Below are 24,404 nucleotides of genomic sequence, written 5' to 3' on the forward strand. Positions count from 1 at the left end.
GCCCTGGAGACAGCGTTTGATCAAGTTATCCACACTTTGATCCACTTTGCTCCCGTGCGACTTGGGATGCACGTCGTGGCCCGACAGAATGGCGCTGGGGGGCCGGTGCGCGGCCTGCGACTGGAAGGGAACTGCCATGCCAACTGCCGAGAGCACGTCGCCGGGATCGCGGCTCAGGAGGCCATCGTGGAAGGATCCGCGGCTCCTCGTCGGCCTCCTTCTGGTCCTGGCCTCAGTGGCGGCGGTCGTTGCCCTCGTCAACTCGGCCCAGCAGACGGTGGGAGCGTACGCCGCCAAGGAGGACATAGCCGTCGGCCAGGCGATCGACCCGAGCCGGCTCATGAAGGTGGATGTGAGGCTAGGCGACGCCGAGGGCCGTTACCTCGTGGCAGGCGCGGTTCCCGATGGCAAGGTGGCGCTTCAGCGCGTGTCCAAGGGCGATCTTGTCCCGGCCTCGAGCCTGGGCGACGCGCGCGACGTCAGCCGCAAACCAGTCTCGATCGGAATCGCCCAGCCGCTGCCGGCCGAGGCGACTGTGGGAACACGCGTTGACGTGTGGGTGTCCCTCCCCGACGGCCGCAACGGCTTTGCGGAGCCTGTCCTCCTCGTGCCCGGTGCCGAAATTGCGCATATTGAGGCCTCCGCCTCCACGCTGGGCGGCAGTCGCGAAACCCATGTACTGGTGCTCGTCGACGATTCCAAGCTCCCCAAAGTGCTCGGAGCGCAGGCGAACAGTGCGAAGGTCTCTCTCGTGTGGAACCCTGCGGGCGGCCCGCGGTGAGCATCCCTGTCGTGACCATCGGCGCTGGCCAGGCCGAGCTCGTCGGCTCTCTCGAGCGCCTCCATGGGCCCGTCACCGTCGTGCGCCGCTGTTCCGAGCTTGCCGAACTCGTCGCAGCCTGCCAGACCGGTCTCGCCAGGGCGGCGGTCGTGGCGGGCGGCACCGCTGAGGTCACAGCGACGCTCTCCGACCGCCTTGCTGCCGTCGGTGTCGGCCTTATCGGCCTCACCGACGACGCCGCGGAGCGGGAACGGCTCGGGGGCCTTGGCATCCTCGCCGCGGCGGAGGCGATCGAGGCCGCCGACCTCGCCTCACTCATCAGCGAGGCGGTCGAGGAAGCCGCCCGCCGTACGCGAGGCGGTCTGTCGTCGTCCTTCGGGCTGGCTGGTGTGCGACCCGACGTCCAGAGCCTCGCCCCAGAGCCCGACGCCGTACCCGAGCCGGACCGGCAAGGCGAGATCCTCGCGGTGTGGGGCCCGATCGGGTCACCCGGACGGACGACCATCGCGGTCAACTGTGCAGCTGAACTCGCGGCAGCCGGGCAAAGCGTGATCCTCGTCGATGCAGACACCTATGGCGCCTCGGTCGCCGGTGTGCTCGGGTTGCTCGACGACTCTGCCGGGCTCGCACAGGCATGCCGGCTTGCGGACCAGGGACTGCTGGACAGCAGCGCGCTTGAACGGGTAGCGACGCCGGTCGTGATCGCGGGCGGAACGGTGCGCGTGCTCACGGGGCTCACCCGCGCGGACCGCTGGCCCGAGCTGCGTGCGGCGGCGTTTGCCATGGTGCTGGAACGGTGCCGGGCGGCGGCGGAGACGGTGGTCGTCGACGTCGGCTTCTGCCTTGAGGCGGACGAGGAGCTCAGCTTCGACACGATGGCACCACGACGCAACGGCACGACGCTGCGCGCTCTCGAGCTTGCAGACCGAGTGCTCGCCGTCGGCGCTGCCGACTCCGTGGCTATGCCCCGCCTCGTCCGGGCGCTCGCGGAACTCGACTCTGCGGTGCCCGGGTGCGCCCCTGCTGTGGTATTCAATCGGGTCCGGTCTTCAGCGGTGGGCCGGTTCCCCGAGCGGGCGTTGCGCGACGCCTGGGAGCGGTTCGGTCCGGGCCTGCCGATCGCGGCAATGCTCCCGCACGACGCCGCCGCGGCCGATGCTGCCCTGCTCAACGGCCAAGTGCTGCTTGAATGCGCTCCCGACTCAGCCCTCCGCCAGGCGATCACTGCTCTCGTATGTGCGCCTGGACAGCGTTCTTCGAGATTTGCTGGACGAAGGGCTAGACCTTTGGCAAAGCTGCCGCGCTAGGCTCGGGTCAGAGGGCTGCGAGGTGGCAGCCACGTTCCCTGGAGGCGAGCCAGAGTGTCTACCGGTACTGCCCAGCAGACCCCCTTCCCCTCAGCGGATCAGGAGTCCCAATTCCTGGCCGACTACTACGAGCACGTGGCCGAGGAGGACAAGCAGGCGTACCCCGCCGAGGAACTCGAGGGGCGGGCGCGCAGGCACTGGCAGGTTGCCGAGGGGCGCAGGCCGGGGACCGCGAACGTCGTGGTCACCGATGAAGGCAGCCGCAGCATCGTCTATATCGTCACCGATGACATGCCGTTCCTCGTCGACTCGGTGAGCGCCGAGCTGGTCCGCCAAGGGGCACCGATCCACCTGGTGGTCCACCCCATGCTCGTGGTGAGCAGGCGCAAGGCTGACGGGACCATCGTGTCCGCCTCCCGGGTGCCCACCCAATGGGGCATGACGAGCGGCGACACCGCCACGATGCCCCAGCTCAGTGCGCTCATCGCCGACGGCGACAACGCCTCGCACATTGAGTCCTGGATCGCCGTCGAGATCAACCGGGTCTCTGCCGCGCAGAAGGCTTCCCTCGTCGAGGGCCTCTCCCGGGTGCTGGCCGATGTGCGCGCCGCAGTCGAGGACTGGCAGGCGATGCGCACGAAGGCCCTCGAGATTGCCGAGAGCCTCGGATCCGTGGCCGGGGCCGAGGACATCCCGGACCTGCGGTCCACCCAGGAACTCCTCCGATGGCTCGACGCAGGCAACTTCACCTTCCTCGGCTACCGCGAATACGACCTCAAGTCGGTCGACGGCGAGGACGTCCTCGAGCTTGTCGAAGGCAGCGGACTCGGCCTCCTGCGCGGGGAAGGCTCTCACGCCCTCCAGCACCTCACGGCCGAGGGACAGGCACACGCCCGCGAGCGCCGTGCACTCAACATCACCAAGGCGAACTCGCGCAGCACCGTGCACCGGCGCACGTATTTGGACTACATCGGCATCAAGCGCTTCGACGCCAACGGGCAGGTCGACGGCGAGCGCCGATTCATCGGCCTCTTCGCCTCGAGCGCCTACACGCAGTCCGCCCGGACTGTGCCGATCGTGAAGGACAAGATCGAGAAGGTCATGCGCGCCTCGGGCTTTCCCGCTGACTCGCACTCGGGCAAGGACCTGCTCGCCATCCTCGAGACGTACCCGCGCGACGAGCTCATGCAGATCGATACGGATACCCTGCTCGACACCGTCACGCGGATCCATCGCCTGCAGGAGCGCCGCCGCACGCGGCTCTTCCTCCGCCCCGACATCTATGGCCGGTTCATGAATGCGGTGGTCTACCTGCCGAAGGACCGGTACAACACCACCGTGCGTCGGCGTATCGAGGCGGAACTCGAGAAGGAGTTCCATTCCTCCTCGATCGACTACGACTCGCACATGAGCGACTCCGCGCTCGCGCGCCTCTACTTCCGGATCCGCCTTCCGAAGGACACGGAATCCGCGCCGGTGGACCTGAAGGCCGTGGACCGTGAGGCGCTCGAGGCCAGACTGGTGACCGCCACCCGCTCGTGGAGCGAGGGCATCGCCCAGGTCCTGCACGAGAACCGACCTCTCGAGACTGCAGAGCACCTTGCCGCGGTCTGGGGCGAGGCGTTCCCTGCTTCGTATCGGGTTGACTTCAGCATTGAGGACGCGCTCGAGGACCTCACCCGCTTCGAGGCATACGCGGCCGAGCGGGCCACGGCCGAGGGGAAGGGCGTCGAAGCCTCGGAGCGCCCGGCGGTCCACGTGTACCTCCCCCAGCAGGAAGCCGAAGCGCTCGAGGAAGACGCTCGCGTCAAGCTCTACCTGTTCGAGCCCAAGAGCCTGAGCCAGATCCTGCCGTACTTCCACAATCTCGGCCTCGAAGTCCTCGACGAGCGCCCCTTCGAGATCGAGACCGGAGACTCCAGGGAGTTCTTCCTCTACGACCTCGGCCTCAAGTACCCCGCCGGCATCGACCCGGTGAAGACCGGGGACCTCCTCGCCGAGTCCTTCGGGCAGGCGCTGGCCGGGGAGATCGAGTCCGACACGATCGACCGGCTGGTGCTCCGTGAGGGCCTCCGCTCCCGGCAGGTGCAGGTGCTGCGCGCCTATGCGAAGTACATGCGCCAGATCGGAACCATGAACTCCCTGGGCTTCGTGGCCGACACGCTTCTGGCAAATGCCGACGTGACCCGCGGGATCGTGGCCTACTTCGAGGCACGCTTCGACCCGGCGCTCAGCGACGACGAGCGCAGCGAGCGCACCGCGAGCCTGAAGGAGGACCTCGACCGCTCGCTCGAACAGGTGCCGACGCTCGACGCGGACCGGCTGCTGCGCACCTTCATCACGCTGATCGAGGCGACTCTGCGGACCAACTACTACCTGGGCAAGCAGTACCTCAGCTTCAAGCTGCGCCCTGGACTCATCGCGGGAATCCCGTCGCCGAAGCCGGCGTACGAGATCTGGGTCTACTCGCCCCGGGTCGAGGGTGTGCACCTCCGGTTCGGCAAGGTGGCCCGTGGAGGCCTGCGCTGGTCGGACCGCCGAGAGGACTTCCGTACCGAGATCCTCGGCCTCGTCAAGGCCCAGGTCGTCAAGAACGCGGTCATCATCCCGACCGGGGCCAAGGGCGGCTTCTATGCCAAGCGGCTCCCGGACCCCTCCCTCGACCGGGCCGCATGGCTGGCCGAAGGCGTGGAGAGCTACAAGACCTTCATCCGCGGCCTCCTCGACATCACCGACAACCGGGTGACGAACGATCGGGGCGAGGAGCGTGTGGTGGCGCCCGACGGCGTCGTGCGCCACGACGATGACGATTCCTATCTCGTGGTCGCCGCGGACAAGGGCACCGCCAGCTTCTCCGACATCGCGAACGGGATCTCCCAGGAGTACGGCTTCTGGCTCGGCGATGCGTTCGCGTCCGGCGGCTCGGTGGGCTACGACCACAAGGCGATGGGCATCACCGCCCGTGGCGCCTGGGAGTCGGTGAAGCGGCACTTCAGCGAGCTCGACGTCGACACCCAGACGGAAGACTTCACGGTGGTCGGGGTCGGGGACATGTCCGGCGACGTGTTCGGCAACGGCATGCTCCTCTCCGAGCACATCCGCCTCGTCGCGGCCTTCGACCACCGCCACATCTTCCTCGACCCGACGCCCGACGCCGCGGCCTCCTTCACCGAGCGGCGCCGGCTCTTCGACCTCCCGCGCTCGTCGTGGGACGACTACGACCGTGAGCTCATCAGCGCCGGCGGCGGCGTCTATCCCCGTACAGCGAAGTGGATTCCCGTCTCCGAGGAGGTCCGGGCGGCGCTCGGCCTGCCGGAGGGCACAACCCAGCTGAGCGTGAACGAGATGCTCCGCGCGATCCTGCTTGCCCCCGTGGACCTCTTCTACAACGGCGGCATCGGCACCTACGTCAAGGCGAGCACCGAGACCAATGCCGAAGTCGGCGACAAGGCCAACGATGCAATCCGCGTGGACGGCCGAGACCTCAGGGTGAAGGTGGTGGGCGAGGGCGGAAATCTCGGCTTCACCCAGCGCGGGCGCATCGAGGCGGCCCTCCAGGGAGTGATCCTCAACACGGACGCGATTGACAACTCTGCTGGCGTGGACACGTCCGACCACGAGGTCAACATCAAGATCTTCGTGGACCGTATGGTCACCGCGGGCAGGCTGCCCGCTTCTGAGCGCGCAGAGTTCCTGCACTCCATGACGGACGAGGTCGGACGGCTCGTCCTCGCGGACAACGTCGACCAGAACATCCTCCTCGTCAACGACCGCGCTCGCGTGGTGGAGTGGAGCCCGAGCTATGAGCGCCTCATGGACTGGCTCGAGACGGAGGCGGATCTCAATCGCGAGCTCGAGGCGCTGCCCACCACTGCGCAGCTGCACAAGCGGCTCGAGCAGGGGCAAGGACTGACCTCGCCTGAGCTCTCCGTTCTCGTGGCGTATGCCAAGATCGAGCTCACCGAGGCTCTGCGTGACAGCGACCTCGCCGATGACCCGTGGTTCACCGAGACCCTGCGCCAGTACTTCCCGGCGAAGCTTGCCGAGCGCTTCGCGGACGAACTCGATACCCATCCGCTGCGGCGCGAGATCATTGCGACCGTTGTGGCGAACGACATGATCAATCTGGGCGGCATCACGTTCGCGTTCCGGACGATCGAGGAGACGAGCGCCACGCCGGCTGCCGTGGCCAAGGCCTTCGTGGCCCTGCGCGAGATCTACCGGCTCGACGATATGACCGCGGAGCTCAATGCGCTCCCGGCGTCGTTCCCGACCGAGCACTGGACAGCGATCCATCTCGACATCCGGCGCCTGCTCGACCGGGCAGTCCGATGGCTCCTCCATCAGGGGACCGGAGGCCAGTCGATCGCCGACCTCGTGGACAAGTACGGTACGCCCCTGGCGGCCCTCCGGGCCAAGCTCCTCGACTACCTCCGCGGGGAGGATGCGGACCGGGTGCAGCAGTGGCTCGGCCGGGCGCGCGCGTGGGGCCTGCTCGAGCGGCTTGCCCACCGGTGGGCGGAGCTCTTCGAGAGCTATGCCCTGCTGGACGTCGCCAGGATCGCGCAGACCACGGGTGCGAGCGTGGAACAGGTGGCGGGAGTCTACTACACCGTCTTCAACCGGTTCCACGTGGACAGCCTGCTCGAGCGCATCACGGCCCTGCCCCGGCGCGACCGCTGGGAGGCGCTCGCACGGGCTGCACTGCGCGACGACCTCTACAGCACCGTGGCCGACTTCACCCGGTCGGTCATGGACGCCGCGCCCGACACGCTCGCTCCCGACGCTCGCCTCTCCGTCTGGGAGGACGAGCACCGCGAGCAGCTCGGCCGGGCGGCCGCGATGTTCGAGGAGGTCAACTCCCTTGAACGCGACGACATGGCTTCGCTCTCGGTAGCATTGAGGCTGCTGCGGTCCATCGTGCGCCCCTGAGCCGTCGTCTCGGGGCGCTGAAGCCGGGGCCGCGGGTCTTCCGCTGCCCCGGCTCAGCTCCGCGGCCCGGTGCGGCGCCCCGAGGCGTGCCGTGCGCCGGCCGATCCCACAACGCGAGGCGGTACAGGTGGCCATCTTCACGGACCCGATCAGGGAACACGCGGATTTCGGTCCTGGGGACGCCGAATGGCTCCATCTGCTCGTCGGCGACTGGCAGCTGGTTGCCGACCTCGCCTTCGCCGATCTGGCGCTGTGGTTCCCGGATCCCGAGGACGGCTACGTCGCCCTCGCCCACGTCCGCCCGTCGACCACCCATACCGTCTTCCATGCGGATTTCGTGGGGGAGCGCATCCGGTCCGACCTCAAGCCGCTCGTCGACAGGGCCTGGGAGAGCCAGTCGATCGAGCGGCACCACGACACGAGCTTCAATTCGGAGATGGCCCTGCGCGTCGAGGCGGTGCCCTTCGTCCGCAACGGCAGGACCCTCGCCGTCGTGACCTCGCATCTGGACCTGTCGAGCTCCCGGATGCCGAGCCGCCTCGAGCTCACCTACCGGCAATGCGCCTACGACCTCCTGCGCATGGGGACCCTGGGCCTCTGGCCGGACTTCGCGTCGCCGACTGGTTCGCGCCGCGGGGCTCCACGCGTAGGCGACGGCCTGATCAGGCTGGACGCCGAGGGCATCGTCCAGTACGCCAGCCCGAATGGAGTCTCGGCCTTCCGGCGCCTCGGCGGCGTGGAATCCCTCGAGGGGCGTTCCCTCGCGGAGGTCGCCACCGGACTGCTGAAGGACCGTCGCCTCGTCGATGAGACGCTCCCGCTCGTGGTGACGGGGCGGATGCCGTGGCGCAGCGAGATCGAGTCCCGCGGCGTGAGTCTCTCCCTGCGCGCCATTCCGTTGCGGGACGAGCATGAGCGCTTCGGCGCTCTGGTGCTGTGCCGCGACGTGTCCGAGCTCCGGCGGCGCGAGATGGAGCTCGTCACGAAGGATGCAACCATCCGGGAGATCCACCATCGGGTCAAGAACAACCTCCAGACGGTGGCGGCGCTCCTGCGCATGCAGTCGCGGCGCATGAAGAGCGAGGAGGCCAAACAGGGGCTCGAGCAGGCGATGCGCCGGGTGGCGACGATCGCCCTCGTCCACGAGACGCTCTCGCAGGGTCTCACCCAGACGGTCGACTTCGACGAGCTCATCGGCCGCCAGTTCCGCCTGTCCGCGGAGGTCGCCACCGAAGGCCAGCACGTGGCCACCCAGCGCCGCGGCGAATTCGGGGACCTGCCCAGTGACTTCGCCACCCCGCTCGCCCTCGTCATCAATGAGCTCGTGACGAACGCCGTGGAGCATGGCCTCGCCCAGCGGTCGGGCACGGTGTGGCTCACCGCAAACCGGCACCGGGATGCGAGTGGCAGCGAGGTGCTGGAGGTCACGGTGGAGGACGACGGCGTCGGGCTGGCTCCGGCGGGTTCGCGCCACGAGGGGCTGGGCCTGCAGATTGTCCGGACGCTCGTCACCAGCGAATTGGGCGGTTCGATCGACTGGCACCGGCGCGAGGGGGGCGGGACCGTTGTCCGGATCGTCTTGAGGCCGGGTCAGGAATGAGCCGGCCCCTGACACGGAAGGAGCCTCCGTTGCCACCAGCTCGGCTGGCGGACACGGAGGCTCGGGTCTGACGAGGATGGCCCCGTCAGGAGGGACGAATCAAGACGCGCGGCGGGCGCGGGCGGCGCGCCGCTTGAGGGCACGGCGCTCGTCTTCGCTCATTCCACCCCACACGCCAGCGTCCTGGCCGCTCTCGAGGGCCCACTGAAGGCAGGTGTCCACAACCGGGCAGCGGCGGCAGACGCTCTTGGCCTCTTCGATCTGCAGGAGGGCCGGCCCGGTGTTCCCCACGGGGAAGAAGAGTTCGGGGTCCTTGTCGAGGCAGGCCGCGCGGTCACGCCAATCCATGGTTGAAGAGCAACTCCATTCTGAGGGGACAGCAGCTTGTGAAAAGATTCACGAGGCCGTCCAAAGCAAAGGGGCCGATCTGGCCCCGCGGTCAACTCCGTTAAGGTTGTCACGTTAACTTGGTGTAAACAAGGGGTCCGGGCGAGGATTCGCGCCGGTGCGGCGAGGTATGCATCACATCGCCCCATGGTCGACGCACGGGTCTTCGAGCCGCACAGGGTATCGTGCCGGTGTGCCACCCACACAACCGCCTTCCCCTGCGGGCCCGTCGTCCCGTCCGTGGACCCTCGTCGCGCTCGTGGCCATCGTTCTCCTCGAAGCAGCCGTGCTCGCTGGATTCGCGGTGTTCTACCTGGTTTCGCTAGTGGCCGGCGCCGCAGCGACGTCGCCGGGAGGAGCCGCGTTCACCCTCGTGCTGCTTGCTGCCTTTGCTGCATGGCTCGCTACAGCCGGGCTCTCGCTGTGGCGCGGCAGGCGGTGGCCGCGCTCTGCAGTGCTGGTGACCCAGCTCTTCGCGCTGACTATCGGGGTACCCACCCTCACGAGCGGCGTGGTCGGCTTCGGGCTCGCCATCCTGATCCCTGCGGCGGCCGCGCTCATCCTGCTGTTCGAACGGAGAGTTCTGTCGATCACGCAGGGGAGCGGGCCGCCTCGTTCGCGGGGGAATTCGTCTGAGACTGGGGAGCCCGGACCTGGCGGGCGGGGCCGCAGGTAGTAGCCCCCGCGTCGGGGAGGAGTCAGATCGGCGCATCACGGTCCGGAGTTGGGCCGGAGGCGGCTCACCGCGCGGCAGCAGGAACGAGTCGTTGGGTGCGCGGAAGCTGGGTCAGGTGTGGCCGGGGTGGGAAGTCGCGGGGCTCGGGGGCCTCGCGGGGCTGAGGCTCTCCGGAGCGAGCCCGAGCTGCGCCTCAATCTGGGTGCCTGAGACGAGGACGACCGCTCTTCCCGGAACGACTGCTGAGGGCACCTCGACGCGGACACCGAAGAAGTCGCCGTCGCTCGCTCCGCGCGGCTGCAGGAGCAGGCCCGTTCCGCCATACCGCGCTCGCAGAGCGACCTGCGACCGCGCTGTCAGGTTCTGGCCCGGCGGTGCCGCCGCAACGACCGAGGCGCCGGCGTCGAGCAGCTGGGCGAGCAGGACGTCCTCCTCTGGGGCGAGCCAGTGGGCGTCGTCGACGAGGACCACCGGTGCAGGCCCTCCCCTTGGGGAGCGGTCGGTAATGCTTGCGAGCAGGCGCTCCCAAGCGGGGAGCCGATCCCCGGGCAGGGGAGCGACGAATTCCACGTGCGGGTTCATCCGGGGCAGTGCCACCATGAAGGCGCTCTTGCCGGTGCCCGGCCCTCCGAGCGCAAGGAGCGCTTCCCCCGAGCCGAGCCGGAGGGAGAGCGGACGCACCTCATCGCCCGCAAGGCCGACCACGAGCCGCGTGTCTCGGGCCCCCGCCACCGCGCTATCCTTGGCCGCCAGCGCGGCTATCTCCTCTGCCAGAGCGAGCTGGGGAAGAGGATCTACCCGGAAAGGCCGGGGCCCTGCCGCAGCACGCCGTGGTCGGTGCTGTCCCGGCCGCGTGCCTCCGAGTTGGCTCAGCAGGGCGCCCGCTGCGGTGGGTGGCTCCGAGTAGCACTGGACCGCGCACGCTGCTTCCGGTGCGAGGGTTCCGGCCGCTGCTGCGCGACCCGACAGCGAGGGCATTGCTGGAAGCCGCGGCCATGCCAGCCGTGCCTCTTCCGTCGCACCGACTGGAAAGAAGAGGCGTGCGGGCATTCCGCCGAACGCACGGGATGACGAGAGCTCGCGGTGCCCGCCAGCGATGACGGTCACACCTGCGGAGGCGCCGTCGCGGACTAGGCTGCCCAGTGCTTCCTCGGCCCAGGCAAGCGGGCCTGACCTGAAGGAGGAGGTCCACGTCCCCCAACCTGTGACGATCAGGACAAGCGACGTGCAGCGCTCGACGCCTCCGCGACCAACTCGCTGCGCGCATTCTTCCCCCAGTCGGGCGAGTACGCGTCCCGCCCGCCTCGGCTCGCCGATGCCCACCCATGAGCCGACGCGGGGATGGTCCCTGATGAACGCGAGCGAGCCGTCGCCGTCGAGGATGTAGAGGTGCCGGAGGGGAACGCCCTCGACGAGTTGCACGGCGGTCGTGGCCAACGCCTCTGCCGCTCCTGATCCGGATGGGCCGACGAAGGCCAGATGCCCGTGCCGCTCGGCCGACCAGCCTAAGGCCGCTGTCCGTTGTTCGTGCGGAAGATCCGCGACGCCAAGCTGTACCTCGTCTGGGTCTTGCCTGCCGGCCTCACGCGCCGACGGTGCCGTTCCCCAGGCCAGAGACTCGGGAAGGGGCGGGGCGACCGGAGTCCGTACAGGCGTCCCCGCGACGCGGTCCCACGCTTCGACGGCGGCGGCGACGATTGACGCGCCTGCTTCCGCGGGCGTTGGGTCGGCCGGCACCTCCTCATGCGACCCGACCTCGCGATCGAGCCAGGACAATGCATCGGCGACACACACGTCCTTCTGCCGCCCATCGACCGCTGTCACGGTGAGCGACGCCGACTGGAACTCAACAGGCTCCCCGCCGCCTACAGAAAGATAGGCGCGGCCGGGGAGTCGCACGGGGATCCTTGCCGCGAGGGGGCTGCCGATGACATCTCTCGACTCTCCCTCGTTCTGCATGCGGAGCGCGATGCTCGTCGTGACATTCGCCCGGATGTCCGCGGAGATCGCGCCCTGAGGCCGCTGCGTGGCCATGACCAAGTGCATGCCGAGCGAACGGCCCACGGTCGCGATCCGCATGAGCTCGGCGAGGGCCTCAGCTGACTCCTCGACGAGGACCCTGAACTCGTCCACGACGATCATGAGGCGCGGCAGCCCGTCGCCGCCGCGCCGGGCGTAGTCTGTGAGGTCGGCCGCTTGGGCCGCCGCGAGGAGCCGCTCGCGGCGTCTGAGCTCTGCCCGAAGGGAGGCCAGAGTGCGATCCATCCCTCCTTCAGCCAGATCGGTCACCAGCCCGACGCAGTGTGGCAACCCGGTGAGCGGGCCCAGCCCCGACCCGCCCTTGAAATCGAGGAACAGGAACGTCACCTCAGTCGGAGCGTGGAGCGCCGCCGTCACAGCGATGAGGCTGCGCAGGAGTTCGGACTTGCCGGAGCCCGTCGTTCCCGCCACGAGGAGATGGGGTCCCTCGGCGACGAGATCAAGGCTGACTCGGCCGCCGTCGCTCCGTCCGAGCGGAATGCGGAGTCCCGGTTGACGAGCAGTGCGGGTCCAGGCTGCCGCGATGCCGTCGGCGTCACGAGGGACGGTTTCGTCGAGACCACAGCGCTCGGGGATCCCGGCGTCGTCGTCCGCCGCCACCTGCTGGGCTGCGTGTCGAGCAGCTGTCTCAAACGCCTGGCTGGGCATGAGGTCGGGGGCGAAGGATGACGCCTGCCCTGCGGAGCTGAACCAGGCACAACCAGCGCCGAGGCGCACCACGGCGTCGGGGGCCGGGCCCGCCGCCTCGGCGGCAGCCACAACGGGCCATCCGGCGGCGCTTGCGGCGAGGACCGCATCCGACTCAGCGGAGGGGAGAGCTATGACAGCTACTGGTGCGCAGCGTTCGGCCGCGGCGAGAAGGCGCTCTGCGCGAGCTCCAGCGGGCAGGAGACGGACGCGCGGCAGGTAGCGGGCGGCAAGCCTGATGCCGTCCTCACCGCCAACGACGAGCACCCGCAGCCGCGAGGCCGCCGGCACGACGGCGAGCTGGAGCAAAATTGACCGCAGCATGGCCTGGACCTCCGCCTGAGCTCCCTCGATCGCGAGGCTGCCCTGCAGGGGAACGGTGAAGGGCGCATCTCTGAGGACGGGCGGCTGGGGTGACTGCGGTGAGCCGGGCTCGATCACGATATTCGCCGGCATATCCGTCGTCCCGAGCCGCAGGTGAATTGGCGCGGCATCGCTGTCCCCGCTGCCTGCCGGCCGGGCCACGCGGTCCTCGGGAGATGGGGCGGTTCCGCGAGCCACTCCGGCGGTGCGCGCGAGAATTCCCAGGTGGGGTGAGGTGCTGAGACGGCGCACCCCGTCGTCGGCGGCCGCTTCTGCCAGCCTGCGGGCGAAGTCACGGCGGGCGGAGCGACCCTCAAAGAGGGGGATCAGCGGCGAGATCGCCGAGACGGCCGTGAAGGCGAGGAATACCCACATGCCTGTCAGGAGGGCCATTCCCACCCCGATCAGGAGCGGCAGGACGGCCATCGTGAGGATGGCGACCCGACGCGCTGGGGGAGGGTGCCTTTCCACCCGCAGCGGTGCCGGGCGGCCGGATCCCGCCCTGGGGTCGAGCAGAGGGCGGTCGGACGCGAATTCGACCGTGCAGGTGCTCGAACCGATCCGGAACGCTTGGCCCGTGGCGAGGTGGGAGTGTTCGATCCGCTGGCCCTGGAGCCACACGCCGTTCGCGCTGCCGAGATCGCGAAGTACGACGCCCGAATCGGTCACCTCCATCTCCGCGTGATCCCTGGAGAGGTCAGGGTCGTGGAGTGAAATGACGCCATGGGTGCCCCTCGATACCCGGCCCAGACGGGTGGTTCCTCGCCTGAGGGGGAGCACGGTGCCCGCGGCGGGCCCTGATTGCACCGCGAGCGCGAGCGGGGGAGGAGCGTCCGGTCGGGAGGGGTGAGCGCCGGCCACGAGGATCGCGCCCCCTGTCAACGGGGGATCACCGATCTGGAGCCTGTCGAGGGAGACCCCTCCCACTGTGAATCGGCTTGTTCCCACAGTGCAGGCCAATGCCTTGGCCAGCTCAGACCCGTGCGCGCCAACGGGGGCCGAGACGACGATTTCGCGTCGTCGGGATACTGGCTCAGAAGACCCCTGAGGCGGTGTGAGAGAGATAACAGTACAGTGCAGTTCCATGGTCCCCCCGTCGGAGACGGCCGGGGGCGCCGGCCGCTGCGCCAAGCGTAGGGCGCGATGTGGGAGGACAGGTGTCCCACTCCACTCCATGTGGATAACTCTGCCTCCGGCAGTGGAGTGATTCGGGGCAGCTCTGCTGCCTCCGGTAGTCTGGATGGTGGGCTGGCGGGCCCACGAGCGCTCGCGGCCCGTTACCTTGCCTAACAACAGGAGTGATCTTGACTGCTGCAGACCTTGTCGTCGTCGGTTCCGGGTTCTTCGGCCTCACCGTGGCAGAGAGGGCAGCCAGCGAGCTGGGCCTCAAGGTTGCGGTGATCGACCGGCGCCACCACATCGGCGGCAACGCATACAGCGAGACCGAGGAGCAAACCGGAATCGAGGTGCACCGCTACGGCGCGCATCTCTTCCACACCTCGAACCAGAAGGTCTGGGACTACGTCAACCAGTTCACGACCTTCACGAACTACGTCCACCGCGTCTATGGCGTGCACAAGGGGGAGGTCTTCCCCCTGCCGATCAACCTGGGCACGATCAACCAGTTCTTCCGGGCCAACTACTCGCCGGCGGAGGCGCGTGCGCTGATCTCCGAGCAGGCCGGTGAGCTGGCTGGGACGGATCCCCAGAACCTCAACGACAAGGGAATCCAGCTGATCGGCCGCCCCCTCTACGAGGCGTTCATCAAGCACTACACAGGCAAGCAGTGGCAGACGGATCCCAAGGACCTGCCAGCCGGAATCATCTCCCGGCTCCCGGTGCGGTACACGTACGACAACCGCTACTTCAACGACACCTACGAAGGCCTGCCGACGCAGGGCTACACCGCGTGGATCGAGCGCATGGCGGACAACCCGAACATCACGGTCGAGCTCAACACCGACTTCTTCGATGAGTCGCAGCCCCTGAGCAAGGGCAACGTTGTGGGCAATGTCCCGGTCATCTACACGGGGCCGGTGGACCGATACTTCGACTACGCCGAGGGCGACCTCTCCTGGCGCACCATCGACTTCGAGGAGGAGGTCCTGCCGACCGGCGACTTCCAGGGAACCTCCGTGGTGAACTACAACGACCCGGACGTGCCCTTCACCCGCATCATCGAGCCGCGCCATTTCCACCCTGAGCGCAATTACCAGACGGAGAAGACGGTCATCATGCGGGAGTTCTCCCGCTTCGCGGAGAAGGGCGACGAGCCGTACTACCCGATCAACACCGAGGGCGACCGCGCCAAGCTTCTCGCCTACCGCGATCTCTCGAACGCTGAGAAGGACGTGCTGTTTGGCGGCCGGCTCGGGACCTACAAATATCTGGACATGCACATGGCCATCGGCTCGGCCCTGTCGATGTACGAGAACAAGATCAAGCCGCACTTCGCCAAGGGCGAGGCGCTGGTCAGTGGAGGAGTGGACGCATGACGGCGGTTGACGTTCAAGAGGCTGTGAGCGAAGAGTCCGTACAGGAGTGGCAGACGCTCCAGCGTGTCATCCTGCCGCCGCAGGAGCAGATGGACACGATCCCGCTCTATGTGGATATGGGCGCCGCTGCCGGTGTCCAGCTGCCGACCACCGGAGACACCGGCGATCGCGAGCGCAGGCCCCGCACCATCAGCAGCCCTGCACGCGAGGCGCACTCCGAAGACTTGGTCTCCCGCTTTTCCATGAATGTCCGGCCGGGCGACCGGGTGTCATTCGGCACTTACTTCAACGCTTTCCCGGCCAGCTACTGGCGACGCTGGACAAACGTCGACTCGGTCCGGCTGAGCATCACAACGGCGGGCGAGGGCGCCGTCGTCGTCTACAAGTCGAACTCCCGTGGCTCGCTCCAGCGCGTTGACTCACAGCGCGTCGAGGGCGAGGCGACGACGACCTTCAACCTGTCGCTCAAGCCGTTCGGCGACGGCGGGTGGTACTGGTTCGATGTCGTCGCGGGGTCTGAACCGGTGGAGATCAGCCGCGCAGAATGGCAGGCGCCAGGTCCCGCACCACGGCGGGGCAGCGTGACGCTTCAAATCACAACCCTGAACAAGACGGACTTCTGCCTCAACAACCTCCGCCTTCTCTCGCAGGACAGCGAGGCGCTCGAGGCGCTTCAGGAGATCCTGATCGTGGACCAGGGCACCCAGAAGGTTGCTGAAGCTGAGGGGTTCGATGAGGTCAAGGCACAGCTGGGCGGCCGGCTCCGGATCATCGAGCAGAGAAATCTGGGCGGCTCAGGCGGCTTCTCGCGGGGCATGTACGAGGCTGTGGCCAACGGCAGTGACTACGTCCTGCTCATGGATGACGACATCGTTGTCGAGACGGAGAGCATTCTCCGGCTCCTGACCTTCGGGGACCGCTGCAAGACGCCGACTCTCGTCGGCGGCCACATGTTCGACCTTTTCAACCGGACGGTGCTTCACACGTTCGGCGAGATTGTCAATCCATACCGGATCCAGCCGGCCCTGCCGAGCGACCAGATGGAGCTCGGCCACGATTTCCTCACCTCGAACCTCCGCCAGACGCCATGGCTGCACCGCCGCTGCGATGTCGACTACAACGGCTGGTGGATGTGCCTGATCCCCACACAGGTCATCCGCGAAATCGGCCTGTCGCTGCCAATCTTCATCAAATGGGACGACGCCGAGTACGGACTGCGTGCCAAGGAGCGCGGTTTCCCGACAGTTTCTCTGCCCGGTGCTGCAGTATGGCATGTTTCGTGGATCGACAAAGACGACCTGGTCGGATGGCAGGCGTACTTCCACACGCGTAATCGGGCTCTGACCGCCCTGCTCCACAGCCCCTATGAGCTCGGCGGCCGTGTGATCCGAGAGCTTCAGCAGGACGACATCAAGCATCTCGTCTCGATGCAGTATGCAACGGTTCAAGGCCGGGAGTGGGCCCTTCGGGATCTGCTCAGAGGGCCGGGCTCACTGCGCGGGCTTCTCGAGACGAAGCTGCCCGAGATCCGGAAGATGCTCTCGGAGCATACGGATTCAGTGTTCAAGCCTGACCCCGACGAGTTCCCCGCACCGCGCATGGCAAAGCCGCCGAGGCATGGACAAGGATTCAGCCAGCCACGCAAGACCGTTCTCGTGCCCTGGGCGCTCAAGACCGTGGCACGCCAGCTCGTCAAGCCGGTTGTCGAAACGAGCAAGGACCGCCCTCAGGCAAACGTCCCGCATATGGACAATAAGTGGTGGCGTATGTCGCAGTACGATTCCGCCGTGGTCTCGAACGCCGAGGGCACGGGCGCGTCCTGGTACAAGCGCGACCCCCGCGTCATGCGCCGCATGCTCGCCGAAAGCGCCAAGCTGCATGGACAGCTTCTCGCACGGTGGCGCTCACTCGCAGCAGAGTACAAGAGCGCCTTGGACGATCTGACCTCGATCGAGTCATGGAAGAAGACGTTCGATGAGCATACGCTGAGCGATTCGCGGTGAGCACTCCCTCCGGGTTGGTGCGGCCAGGAGTGGGCTCAGGCCTCACTGACGCATTCCGCTCATCGTTCCTGCTCAAGCTCCTCGTCCGCAAGGAACTAAAAGTCCGCTACCGTGGCTCTGTCCTCGGCCTCCTGTGGTCGTATGTGAAGCCCGGAGTACAGTTTCTGGTCTTCTATCTCGCTCTGGGAGTATTCCTAGGGCTCAATAAGGGCACTGAGAACTACGCCGTGTACCTCTTCTCGGGCATCATCCTGATCAACTTCTTCACGGAGGCGCTCGGAAACGCTGCCCGCTCGATCGTGGGCAACGGCAGCCTGATTAAGAAGATCTACCTCCCCCGGGAGCTCTTCCCTGTGGCCTCCGTCTGGGTATCCGGCGTGCACTTCTTCCCGCAGCTCGTCGTCCTGGTTGTCGCGTGCGTCTTCTCTGGCTGGCACCCATCGCTTCTGCAGCTTGCGGCCGCGGTCGCAGCCTTCGTCATCGTGGCGCTGCTCGCGACGGGTCTCGGCCTATTCTTCGGAGCGGTCAACGTCTACTTCCGCGACTTCGAGAACATCGTCGACCTGCTTCTCATGGTCGTGACGTGGGCGTCCCCAGTCCTCTACGTCTGGACGATGGTCCGCAACACGGCAGGTGCAGGTTTCTTTGCCATCTACCAGGCTAATCCGATCACCATAGCCGTCGAGATCTTCCACTACGCATTCTGGTATCCGACGACATCGGGCACTGCAGAGCTGCCCCCGAATCTGCTGAGCCTCTGGCTCCCGGTGGGAATCCTCATATCTGTCGCCGTGGTCCTGATTGGACAATTCACCTTCCGGCGGCTTGAGGGCCGCTTCGCCCAGGAGCTCTGACGTGGCAACCGCGATTGACGTCCGCAATATCAGCAAACAATTCGTGCTTCGCCACACCCGTTCGCTCAAGGAAGCGCTTGTCTGGCTGCTCACCGGGCGGAAGGGTGACTTGAGTCACAAGTTCTTCGCGCTGCACGACGTGTCTTTGAGCGTGGAGCAAGGCGAGAGCGTGGCGCTTCTCGGCTTCAACGGATCCGGAAAATCGACGTTGCTCAAGCACATCTCCGGAGTCATGACGCCAGATTCAGGCAGCGTCCTCACGCGCGGGCGCGTCGCCGGCCTCATTGAGGTTGGCGCTGGATTCCACCATGACCTCACGGGTCGCGACAATGTGTACCTCAATGGCGCGATCCTGGGGATGACGGAAGAACAGATTAAGGAGCGCTTCGACTCCATCGTGGAGTTCTCCGAGATCGGCGAATTCATCGATACCGAGGTGAAGTTCTATTCCTCGGGAATGTATCTCCGGCTGGCGTTTTCAGTCGCCGTCCATACCGACCCTGAGGTCTTCCTCGTCGATGAGATACTTGCCGTCGGGGACGAACCCTTCCAACGGAAGTGCATCGCCAAGATCAAGGAACTCTCCGCTGAGGGCAAGACGCTGGTCGTTGTCAGTCACGACCTCGAACTGGTGAAGCAGATCTGCGAACGCGGCATCCTGCTCGAACGCGGAAGGATTCAGTACGACGGAAACATCGAGAGAGCCGTCGAGGTCATGCGTAGCACGATTTGATAGGCTCCAATTCGGAGCGGCCCCATCGGGCTCGAGAACAAGCTTTAGGGAGGGTTTCGGTTGAGCTGGTGGTCAACCGTTCCGGCCGTCATTATGGCTGTCGCCGTGATGTTCGTTCCGGGAGTGATCGTTGGACTGGCTGCCCGCCTCAGGGGCCTCCAGCTGGTTGCATTCGCTGCGCCTATCTCAGTGTCAGTAGCGTCCTTGGCGGCCCTAGTGGCGCCGTGGATCGGGTTGACATGGTCGGCTATTCCCATCGCGCTAGCGACGATTGTCGCAGTGCTTGCGTGTCGTTTGGTGGCACGGAAGTTGCCGCTTCATCGGGCACCGACCGGTAGTCTGGAAGGTGGCTTGTGGGGCCGCTGGGCGTCCGGTGGAGCGGCTCTTGCATTGGCTGCCGTGCTCATTGGACGCCGCCTCCTATATGTGTTCGGAAATCCGGAGTCCATCTCGCAGACTTTCGACAACGTCTTCCACCTCAACGCTGTCCGATACATCGTTGATACCGGAAACGCGTCGTCGATATTTGTCTCGACGCTTACGGGCGGCGGCTTTTATCCTGCGGCTTGGCATGGCATCGTAGCGATCGTTGCCGGTTTCGGGTCCGAGGTTACCGTTGCGACCAATGTGGTCAACCTTGTGATCGGGTGCCTGGTGTGGCCCCTTTCGATTATGGCGTTGACAGCCTCTGTGATGGGAAGACGGCCTTCCGTTCTCTGGCTGGCGGCCGTTTTCTCAACAGGTTTTGGTGCGTTTCCTATCCTGCTACTCGATTTCGGCGTTCTTTACCCGAATTTCCTAGGCACCGCGCTTCTTCCGGCGGCTATCGCCTTGTTGGTGAGGGCAGTCGGCATTGGAGCCGAATCTGAGCCGCGCCGTCGCATGGCCGGGTTGCTGCTCGTGATGAGCGTTCCCGGGCTCGCTTTGGCGCACCCCAACAGCCTAATGACTCTCCTTGCTGTGTCGGTGCCCATTTTCCTCGTTGTTTGGGCTAGATGGTGGCGGCGGCGCGGCGGTCTGACTCGAGGGTGGTTCCTGCCGATCGGCGTTCTCTTGGGTGGGCTTATCGCCGTTGCGGCTGCGTGGTATCTAATCCGGCCCCCAATGTCAGCTGCGACGTGGGCCCCTGTCGAAACCGTGGGACAAGCGGTTGGCGAGGTCCTCGCCCTCTCCGGAATCGGCAGGCCACCGACATGGCTACCAGCGATCCTGGCCATCGCCGGCATTGTATGGGTTGCTCGGACAGCCCGGCACCGGTGGTTCCTTGGAGTGTATGCAGTGATCGGGACGTTGTTTGTCGTCGTGGCAGGCGTCCCCTTCGGGAATTTCAGAACAGCCTTGACCGGTGTGTACTACAACGACCCTCCCCGGTTGGCTGCACTACTTCCTGTCGTCGGCATTCCCCTAGCTGTGGCGGGGGGCGTCTGGATCTGGGACCGCAGCATGTTCCTGGTCCGCAAGTACTGGGTCCGGAACCATCACGCCTCAAGCGACATTCTGGTCCCTGTGTTAGCAGTGGTAGCGATCGTCCTCTCGGTGGCGGCGGTCCAAACAGGGTCGATCCGCGACGCCGCCAAGACGGCCGCGGTCTCGTACGCCCTCACGCCTACCGCGCCGCTGGTGTCTACCGACGAGATGGCGCTCCTCAGGCGCTTGGCAAAGGACACCCCGCCCAATTCTCTCCTCGTGGGGAACCCTTGGAACGGAAGTTCTCTCGCGTACGCGATTGCCGATCGCAGAGTGGTCCAAGCGCACATTCTTAGTGAGATTCCGTCCGGCCTCCCAACTGTGTACGAGCATCTGAATGAAGCGAAGTCCGATCCGACGGTGTGCAAGGCGGTGAGAAGCTTGCATATCACATATGTCTTGGATTTCGGCCATCAAGAAGTGCACGGGGGAGACCACGGGGTAAGAGGTCTTGACCATCTAGTGCAGGCGGGGGTAGCCCAGCTTGTTGATCAACAAGGAACAGCCAAACTACTCCGCATCACGGCGTGCGGTGACCAAGGGTAGGTGGAAATGAAGATTGCGCTCACTGGTGCACGAGGATTCCTTGGCTGGCACACGCGTGTCCTCGCTCATAGTCTCGGCCATAGCGTCGTGCCGATTCGGCTTGGCCCCAGTTTCGACGCGGCGGCAGCCCGTTCAGCCGTTGACGGTGCCGACTTGCTCGTGCACCTAGCGGGAGTGAACCGCGGAACCGACGACGAGGTAAAGGAGGGCAACCGGGTTGCGGCGCGTCAGGTTTCAGATGCGGTGGTATCTGCCAGCTCGCCGCCTCTGCGGATCGCCTTCTCGAATTCTGTCCAGTCCGGGAACGGCACCGTTTACGGTGGTGCTAAGGAATCGGCGGGAGACCTACTCGGGGAAACAGCGCGCGCGGTCGGAGCCTCCTATATCAATGCGCACCTTCCGAACATCTTTGGCGAGCATGGCCGGCCACAGTACAACTCCGTCCTCGCGACATTCTGCGACCTCGTCGCGCGGGGTCTCGCGCCCGCGATCCATCAGGACAAGGAGCTGCGTTTCCTCCACGCCCAGAGGGCAGCTGAGGTCATGCTCGGTGAGTTGTCGATCAATCGCATGGATGATCATGTGCGTACTCTGTCTGTGAGTGGCGCCGCAGAGAAGCTTCAGAACCTCGCGAACGTCTACAAAGACGGAACCATTCCGGATATTCACGACCCCTTCGACCGCGATCTCTTTAATACCTACCGATCGTTTTTGGTCGGCGAGAAGCTTCCAATTCGATTGACGCGGCATGCAGATTCACGCGGTTCCTTCTTCGAAGTCGTGAGGAGCAGGGGCGGCGAGGGACAGTCCTCGTTTTCGACGACCGTGCCCGGCATTACACGCGGGCAGCATTACCACCGACGCAAGATCGAGCGTTTCACCGTATTGAGCGGGCACGCCGAGATTGCTGTTCGGCGAATGTTCGATGATAAAGTGTACACCTACAACGTGAATGGCGACGAGCCTGTTGCGATCGATATGCCAACGATGTGGACACACAAGATCACGAATACTGGCTCAGACCCCCTGTTTACCATGTTCTGGATCAGCGAAATCTACGATCCAGCGTCACCTGACACGATTCCGGAGGAAGTATGAGCGCGCCTAGAGGCAAGCTGAAAGTCATGACCGTTGTCGGTACCCGGCCGGAGATCATCCGGCTTGCCGCCGTCATCAAGCGACTCGACGAGGCGACCGATCACGTCCTGGTCCACACTGGCCAGAACTACGACTACGAACTGAACGAGGTCTTCTTCGAAGACCTCGGCCTTCGGCGCCCGGATCATTTCCTCGAAGCCGACACTAGCTCGCTGGGTGCAGTACTCGGTTCGATCCTCAGCCGGGTCGAGGGGGTGATCTTGGCCGAACGCCCGGACGCCATGGTCGTGCTGGGGGATACGAATAGCTGCATTTCGGCCCTTATGGCTAAGCGTCTGCGTGTTCCGGTGTACCACCTTGAGGCCGGGAACCGCTGCTTCGACGAGAACGTGCCGGAGGAGACCAACCGACGACTCGTTGACCATGTCTCCGACTACAACCTCGTATACACGGAGCACGCCCGTCGCAATCTGCTCTCAGAAGGTATTCACCCGTCCCGCATTCTTCTTATCGGGTCGCCTATGAAGGAAGTGCTAACCGGTAACCAAAACGGGATCGCGGATTCGAATGTTCTTGAGCGCCAGGGCCTCCGCAGCGGGGAATATTTCCTTGTGAGTGTGCACCGTGAGGAGAATGTTGACAGTCCCGAGCGACTGTCCGAGATCCTCGTAGCACTGCAGGCTCTTATCGAGACTTATGGTATTCCCGTGCTCGTGTCGACCCATCCGAGGACGCGAAAGCGCCTCGAATCGCAGCCCGACGGACTCAAGTCGGGTGTCGTCTTTCACCCACCTTTCGGATTCAACGATTACGTCCGCCTCCAACAGGAGGCGCGGTGCGTGCTCTCGGACAGTGGCACCATCAGCGAGGAGTCGTCACTTCTCGGATTTCCTGCCATCACCCTACGGGATGCCATCGAGCGTCCAGAGTCGCTCGACACCGCTGCAATAATCACAGCTGGCGTGAGTGCGGACACAATTGTCGACTCCGTGGACATGGTACTGAACCAATACAAGGTCGACGGGCGTCCCACCATTCCCACCGACTATCAGATCGACGACACTTCTAGGCGTACCGTCAACTTCATTCGATCGACGGCAAAGACGCATCACCGGCGGGCTGGGATCTTCATGCAGGCCGTCAACTGATCCCCATTCGCGGCTTGTATCCCTTGAAGTAGCTCCCTTTTGGTGGCTCTTCGGATCTAAGCATGGTTGAGGGATCCGTCCGCGTGGCGGTGCGGGGCTGATGGGGTCGAGGTCTTCAGGATCAGAAGCGACCAAGCAATCTGATGAGAAGACCTCGACCTGGACCACTGTACTTGTGGGCCCGGTGCGCGCTGGTGCGCACGGGCTGATGCGCTCTTCCATTTCCCCGGCCTGCAACGTGCTCGGCGTGTGCGCCGACGATTCAGGCGGGGGCTTCAGCCTGACGGTGACGGTGGAGACCGACGCCGACATGGGCGGGTGCCCGGGATGCGGATGCGTCGCTGTCGGGCACGGACGCCGCGTCCACACCGTCGCGGACACACCCTGCTTCGGGGCCCCGGTGCGGATCCGATGGCTCAAGAGGATCTGGCGCTGCCCGGAGCCGGCGTGCCCGAAGAAGACCTTCTCGCCAGGCCCACCCGTCCGCGGCCCCGCGGGCCAAGCTCAGCGCCCGGGCATTCTCCTGGGCTACGGACGCCCTCGAGCGCGACGACACGTCCGTCTCGGCACTGGCCCGTCATCTCGGGGTCGACTGGGGCACAGTCTGGGACCCGGTCGCGGCAGAGACCCGGCGGCGCCTCGCCGATCCTCGACTGCTTGCCGGGATCGACGCGCTCGGGGTGGACGAGCATCTCTGGTCGCACACCGGCCCGCCCGGATCCGGGATGGTCACAGGCATCGTGGACCACACCCGCGGCCCGGACGGGAAGCCCCGGGCCAGGCTGCTGGATCTCGTGCCCGGCCGGTCCGGGCCGGTCTACCGGGACTGGCTCAAGGACCGCGGCGACGCCTTCCGCAGGGGTGTGAAGGTCGCAGCCCTGGACCCCTTCCAGGGCTACAAGAACGCTATCGACGACCAGCTCGAAGACGCCGTGGCGGTGCTCGACGCGTTCCACGTCGTGAAGCCCGACTTGCACAGGTGAATCGGGTTCTGGAGTGTTTCCGCGGGTCAGGTCGGGGTCGGGTGCTGGAATGGGGCACTAGCCGTTAGCCTTCTGGGGCGTCTCCGTACATCCGGAAGGTGAAGACGACCTCCGGGGCGACCGCGGTGCAGATCGTGGAGAAGCGCTCAGGAGTCCGGCGTATCCTCGAGCATTTGGGCTCCGCGCATGGCGAAGCAGATCTGGCCGTGCTGATGCAGGCTGCCCAGGACCGCCTGACCTGAGTTTGGTCACTTTGCGGTCGGTTTCGAGAGGACTGCCTGCTGACCTGCGGTAACGCTGTCGT

16 protein-coding genes and 1 pseudogene are annotated in these 24,404 nt (G+C 65.8%); 15 read left to right on the forward strand and 2 right to left on the reverse strand.

The features are described from left to right. The first annotated feature begins 136 nt into the window (after positions 1–136). The 4 genes from IE231_RS07355 (at position 137) to IE231_RS07370 (ending at position 8,620) form a co-directional block, all read left to right on the forward strand. On the forward strand, positions 137–781 hold the full coding sequence (locus IE231_RS07355; RefSeq protein ID WP_189693276.1) for a hypothetical protein: 645 nt from the start codon (positions 137–139) through the stop codon (positions 779–781). Then, entirely contained in the window at positions 778–2,088 is a 1,311-nt protein-coding gene (locus IE231_RS07360; RefSeq protein WP_189693277.1) for a CpaE/TadZ family protein, read from the forward strand. The genes IE231_RS07355 and IE231_RS07360 overlap by 4 nt, the downstream gene beginning before the upstream one ends. 54 nt (positions 2,089–2,142) lie before the next feature. Then, positions 2,143–7,020: an NAD-glutamate dehydrogenase gene (locus IE231_RS07365; RefSeq protein ID WP_189693278.1), complete on the forward strand. Its 4,878-nt coding sequence runs from the start codon at positions 2,143–2,145 to the stop codon at positions 7,018–7,020. A gap of 127 nt (positions 7,021–7,147) precedes the next feature. Beyond that, positions 7,148–8,620, forward strand: coding sequence for a sensor histidine kinase (locus IE231_RS07370; RefSeq protein ID WP_189693279.1), 1,473 nt, complete (start codon positions 7,148–7,150; stop codon positions 8,618–8,620). Positions 8,621–8,719: 99 nt separating this feature from the next. On the opposite strand, the gene IE231_RS07375 is transcribed toward IE231_RS07370, so the two are convergent. Then, a complete protein-coding gene (locus IE231_RS07375) occupies positions 8,720–8,968 on the reverse strand; it encodes a WhiB family transcriptional regulator (RefSeq protein WP_066498767.1) in 249 nt (82 codons plus the stop codon). A 232-nt stretch (positions 8,969–9,200) separates the two neighbouring features. On the opposite strand from IE231_RS07375, the gene IE231_RS07380 reads away from it, so the two are divergent. Continuing rightward, positions 9,201–9,683: a hypothetical protein gene (locus IE231_RS07380; RefSeq protein ID WP_189693280.1), complete on the forward strand. Its 483-nt coding sequence runs from the start codon at positions 9,201–9,203 to the stop codon at positions 9,681–9,683. 111 nt (positions 9,684–9,794) lie between these two features. On the opposite strand, the gene IE231_RS07385 is transcribed toward IE231_RS07380, so the two are convergent. Then, complete coding sequence (locus tag IE231_RS07385) at positions 9,795–13,949, reverse strand: FtsK/SpoIIIE domain-containing protein (RefSeq protein ID WP_306341559.1); 4,155 nt, start codon at positions 13,947–13,949, stop codon at positions 9,795–9,797. Between the two features lie 128 nt (positions 13,950–14,077). On the opposite strand from IE231_RS07385, the gene glf reads away from it, so the two are divergent. The 10 genes and pseudogenes from glf to IE231_RS07435 all read left to right on the forward strand — a co-directional run bounded on the left by glf (position 14,078) and on the right by IE231_RS07435 (position 24,342). Continuing rightward, positions 14,078–15,268 carry a UDP-galactopyranose mutase gene (gene glf, locus IE231_RS07390; RefSeq protein ID WP_189693282.1) on the forward strand — a complete coding sequence of 397 codons (1,191 nt, stop codon included), beginning with the start codon at positions 14,078–14,080 and terminating at the stop codon, positions 15,266–15,268. Continuing rightward, a complete protein-coding gene (locus IE231_RS07395; protein ID WP_189693283.1) occupies positions 15,265–17,271 on the forward strand; it encodes a glycosyltransferase in 2,007 nt (668 codons plus the stop codon). Before glf ends, IE231_RS07395 begins: the two co-directional genes overlap by 4 nt. Then, the gene (locus IE231_RS07400) at positions 17,268–18,125 is read left to right on the forward strand and encodes an ABC transporter permease (protein ID WP_189693284.1); all 858 of its coding nucleotides are present in this window, start codon (positions 17,268–17,270) and stop codon (positions 18,123–18,125) included. Before IE231_RS07395 ends, IE231_RS07400 begins: the two co-directional genes overlap by 4 nt. 1 nt (position 18,126) lies before the next feature. Beyond that, a complete protein-coding gene (locus IE231_RS07405; protein WP_189693285.1) occupies positions 18,127–18,858 on the forward strand; it encodes an ABC transporter ATP-binding protein in 732 nt (243 codons plus the stop codon). Positions 18,859–18,951: 93 nt separating this feature from the next. Continuing rightward, positions 18,952–20,871 (forward strand): DUF6541 family protein, encoded by a 1,920-nt coding sequence (locus tag IE231_RS07410; protein ID WP_189693286.1) that lies wholly within the window; start codon positions 18,952–18,954, stop codon positions 20,869–20,871. A 6-nt stretch (positions 20,872–20,877) separates the two neighbouring features. Then, positions 20,878–21,969, forward strand: a complete 1,092-nt coding sequence (locus tag IE231_RS07415) for a polysaccharide biosynthesis C-terminal domain-containing protein (protein WP_189693287.1) — start codon at positions 20,878–20,880, stop codon at positions 21,967–21,969. Positions 21,970–21,995: 26 nt separating this feature from the next. Beyond that, positions 21,996–23,117, forward strand: coding sequence for a non-hydrolyzing UDP-N-acetylglucosamine 2-epimerase (gene wecB / locus IE231_RS07420; RefSeq protein ID WP_229866559.1), 1,122 nt, complete (start codon positions 21,996–21,998; stop codon positions 23,115–23,117). A 310-nt stretch (positions 23,118–23,427) separates the two neighbouring features. After that, positions 23,428–23,556, forward strand: a pseudogene (locus tag IE231_RS18545) (transposase family protein); the annotation flags it as partial. Between the two features lie 241 nt (positions 23,557–23,797). Further along, complete coding sequence (locus tag IE231_RS07430; RefSeq protein WP_189693289.1) at positions 23,798–24,100, forward strand: transposase; 303 nt, start codon at positions 23,798–23,800, stop codon at positions 24,098–24,100. Positions 24,101–24,198: 98 nt separating this feature from the next. Next, positions 24,199–24,342, forward strand: coding sequence for a hypothetical protein (locus IE231_RS07435; protein WP_189693290.1), 144 nt, complete (start codon positions 24,199–24,201; stop codon positions 24,340–24,342). Positions 24,343–24,404 lie beyond the last annotated feature (62 nt).

The sequence above is a fragment of the Sinomonas cellulolyticus genome (assembly GCF_014656475.1).
GTDB classification, from domain to species: domain Bacteria; phylum Actinomycetota; class Actinomycetes; order Actinomycetales; family Micrococcaceae; genus Sinomonas; species Sinomonas cellulolyticus.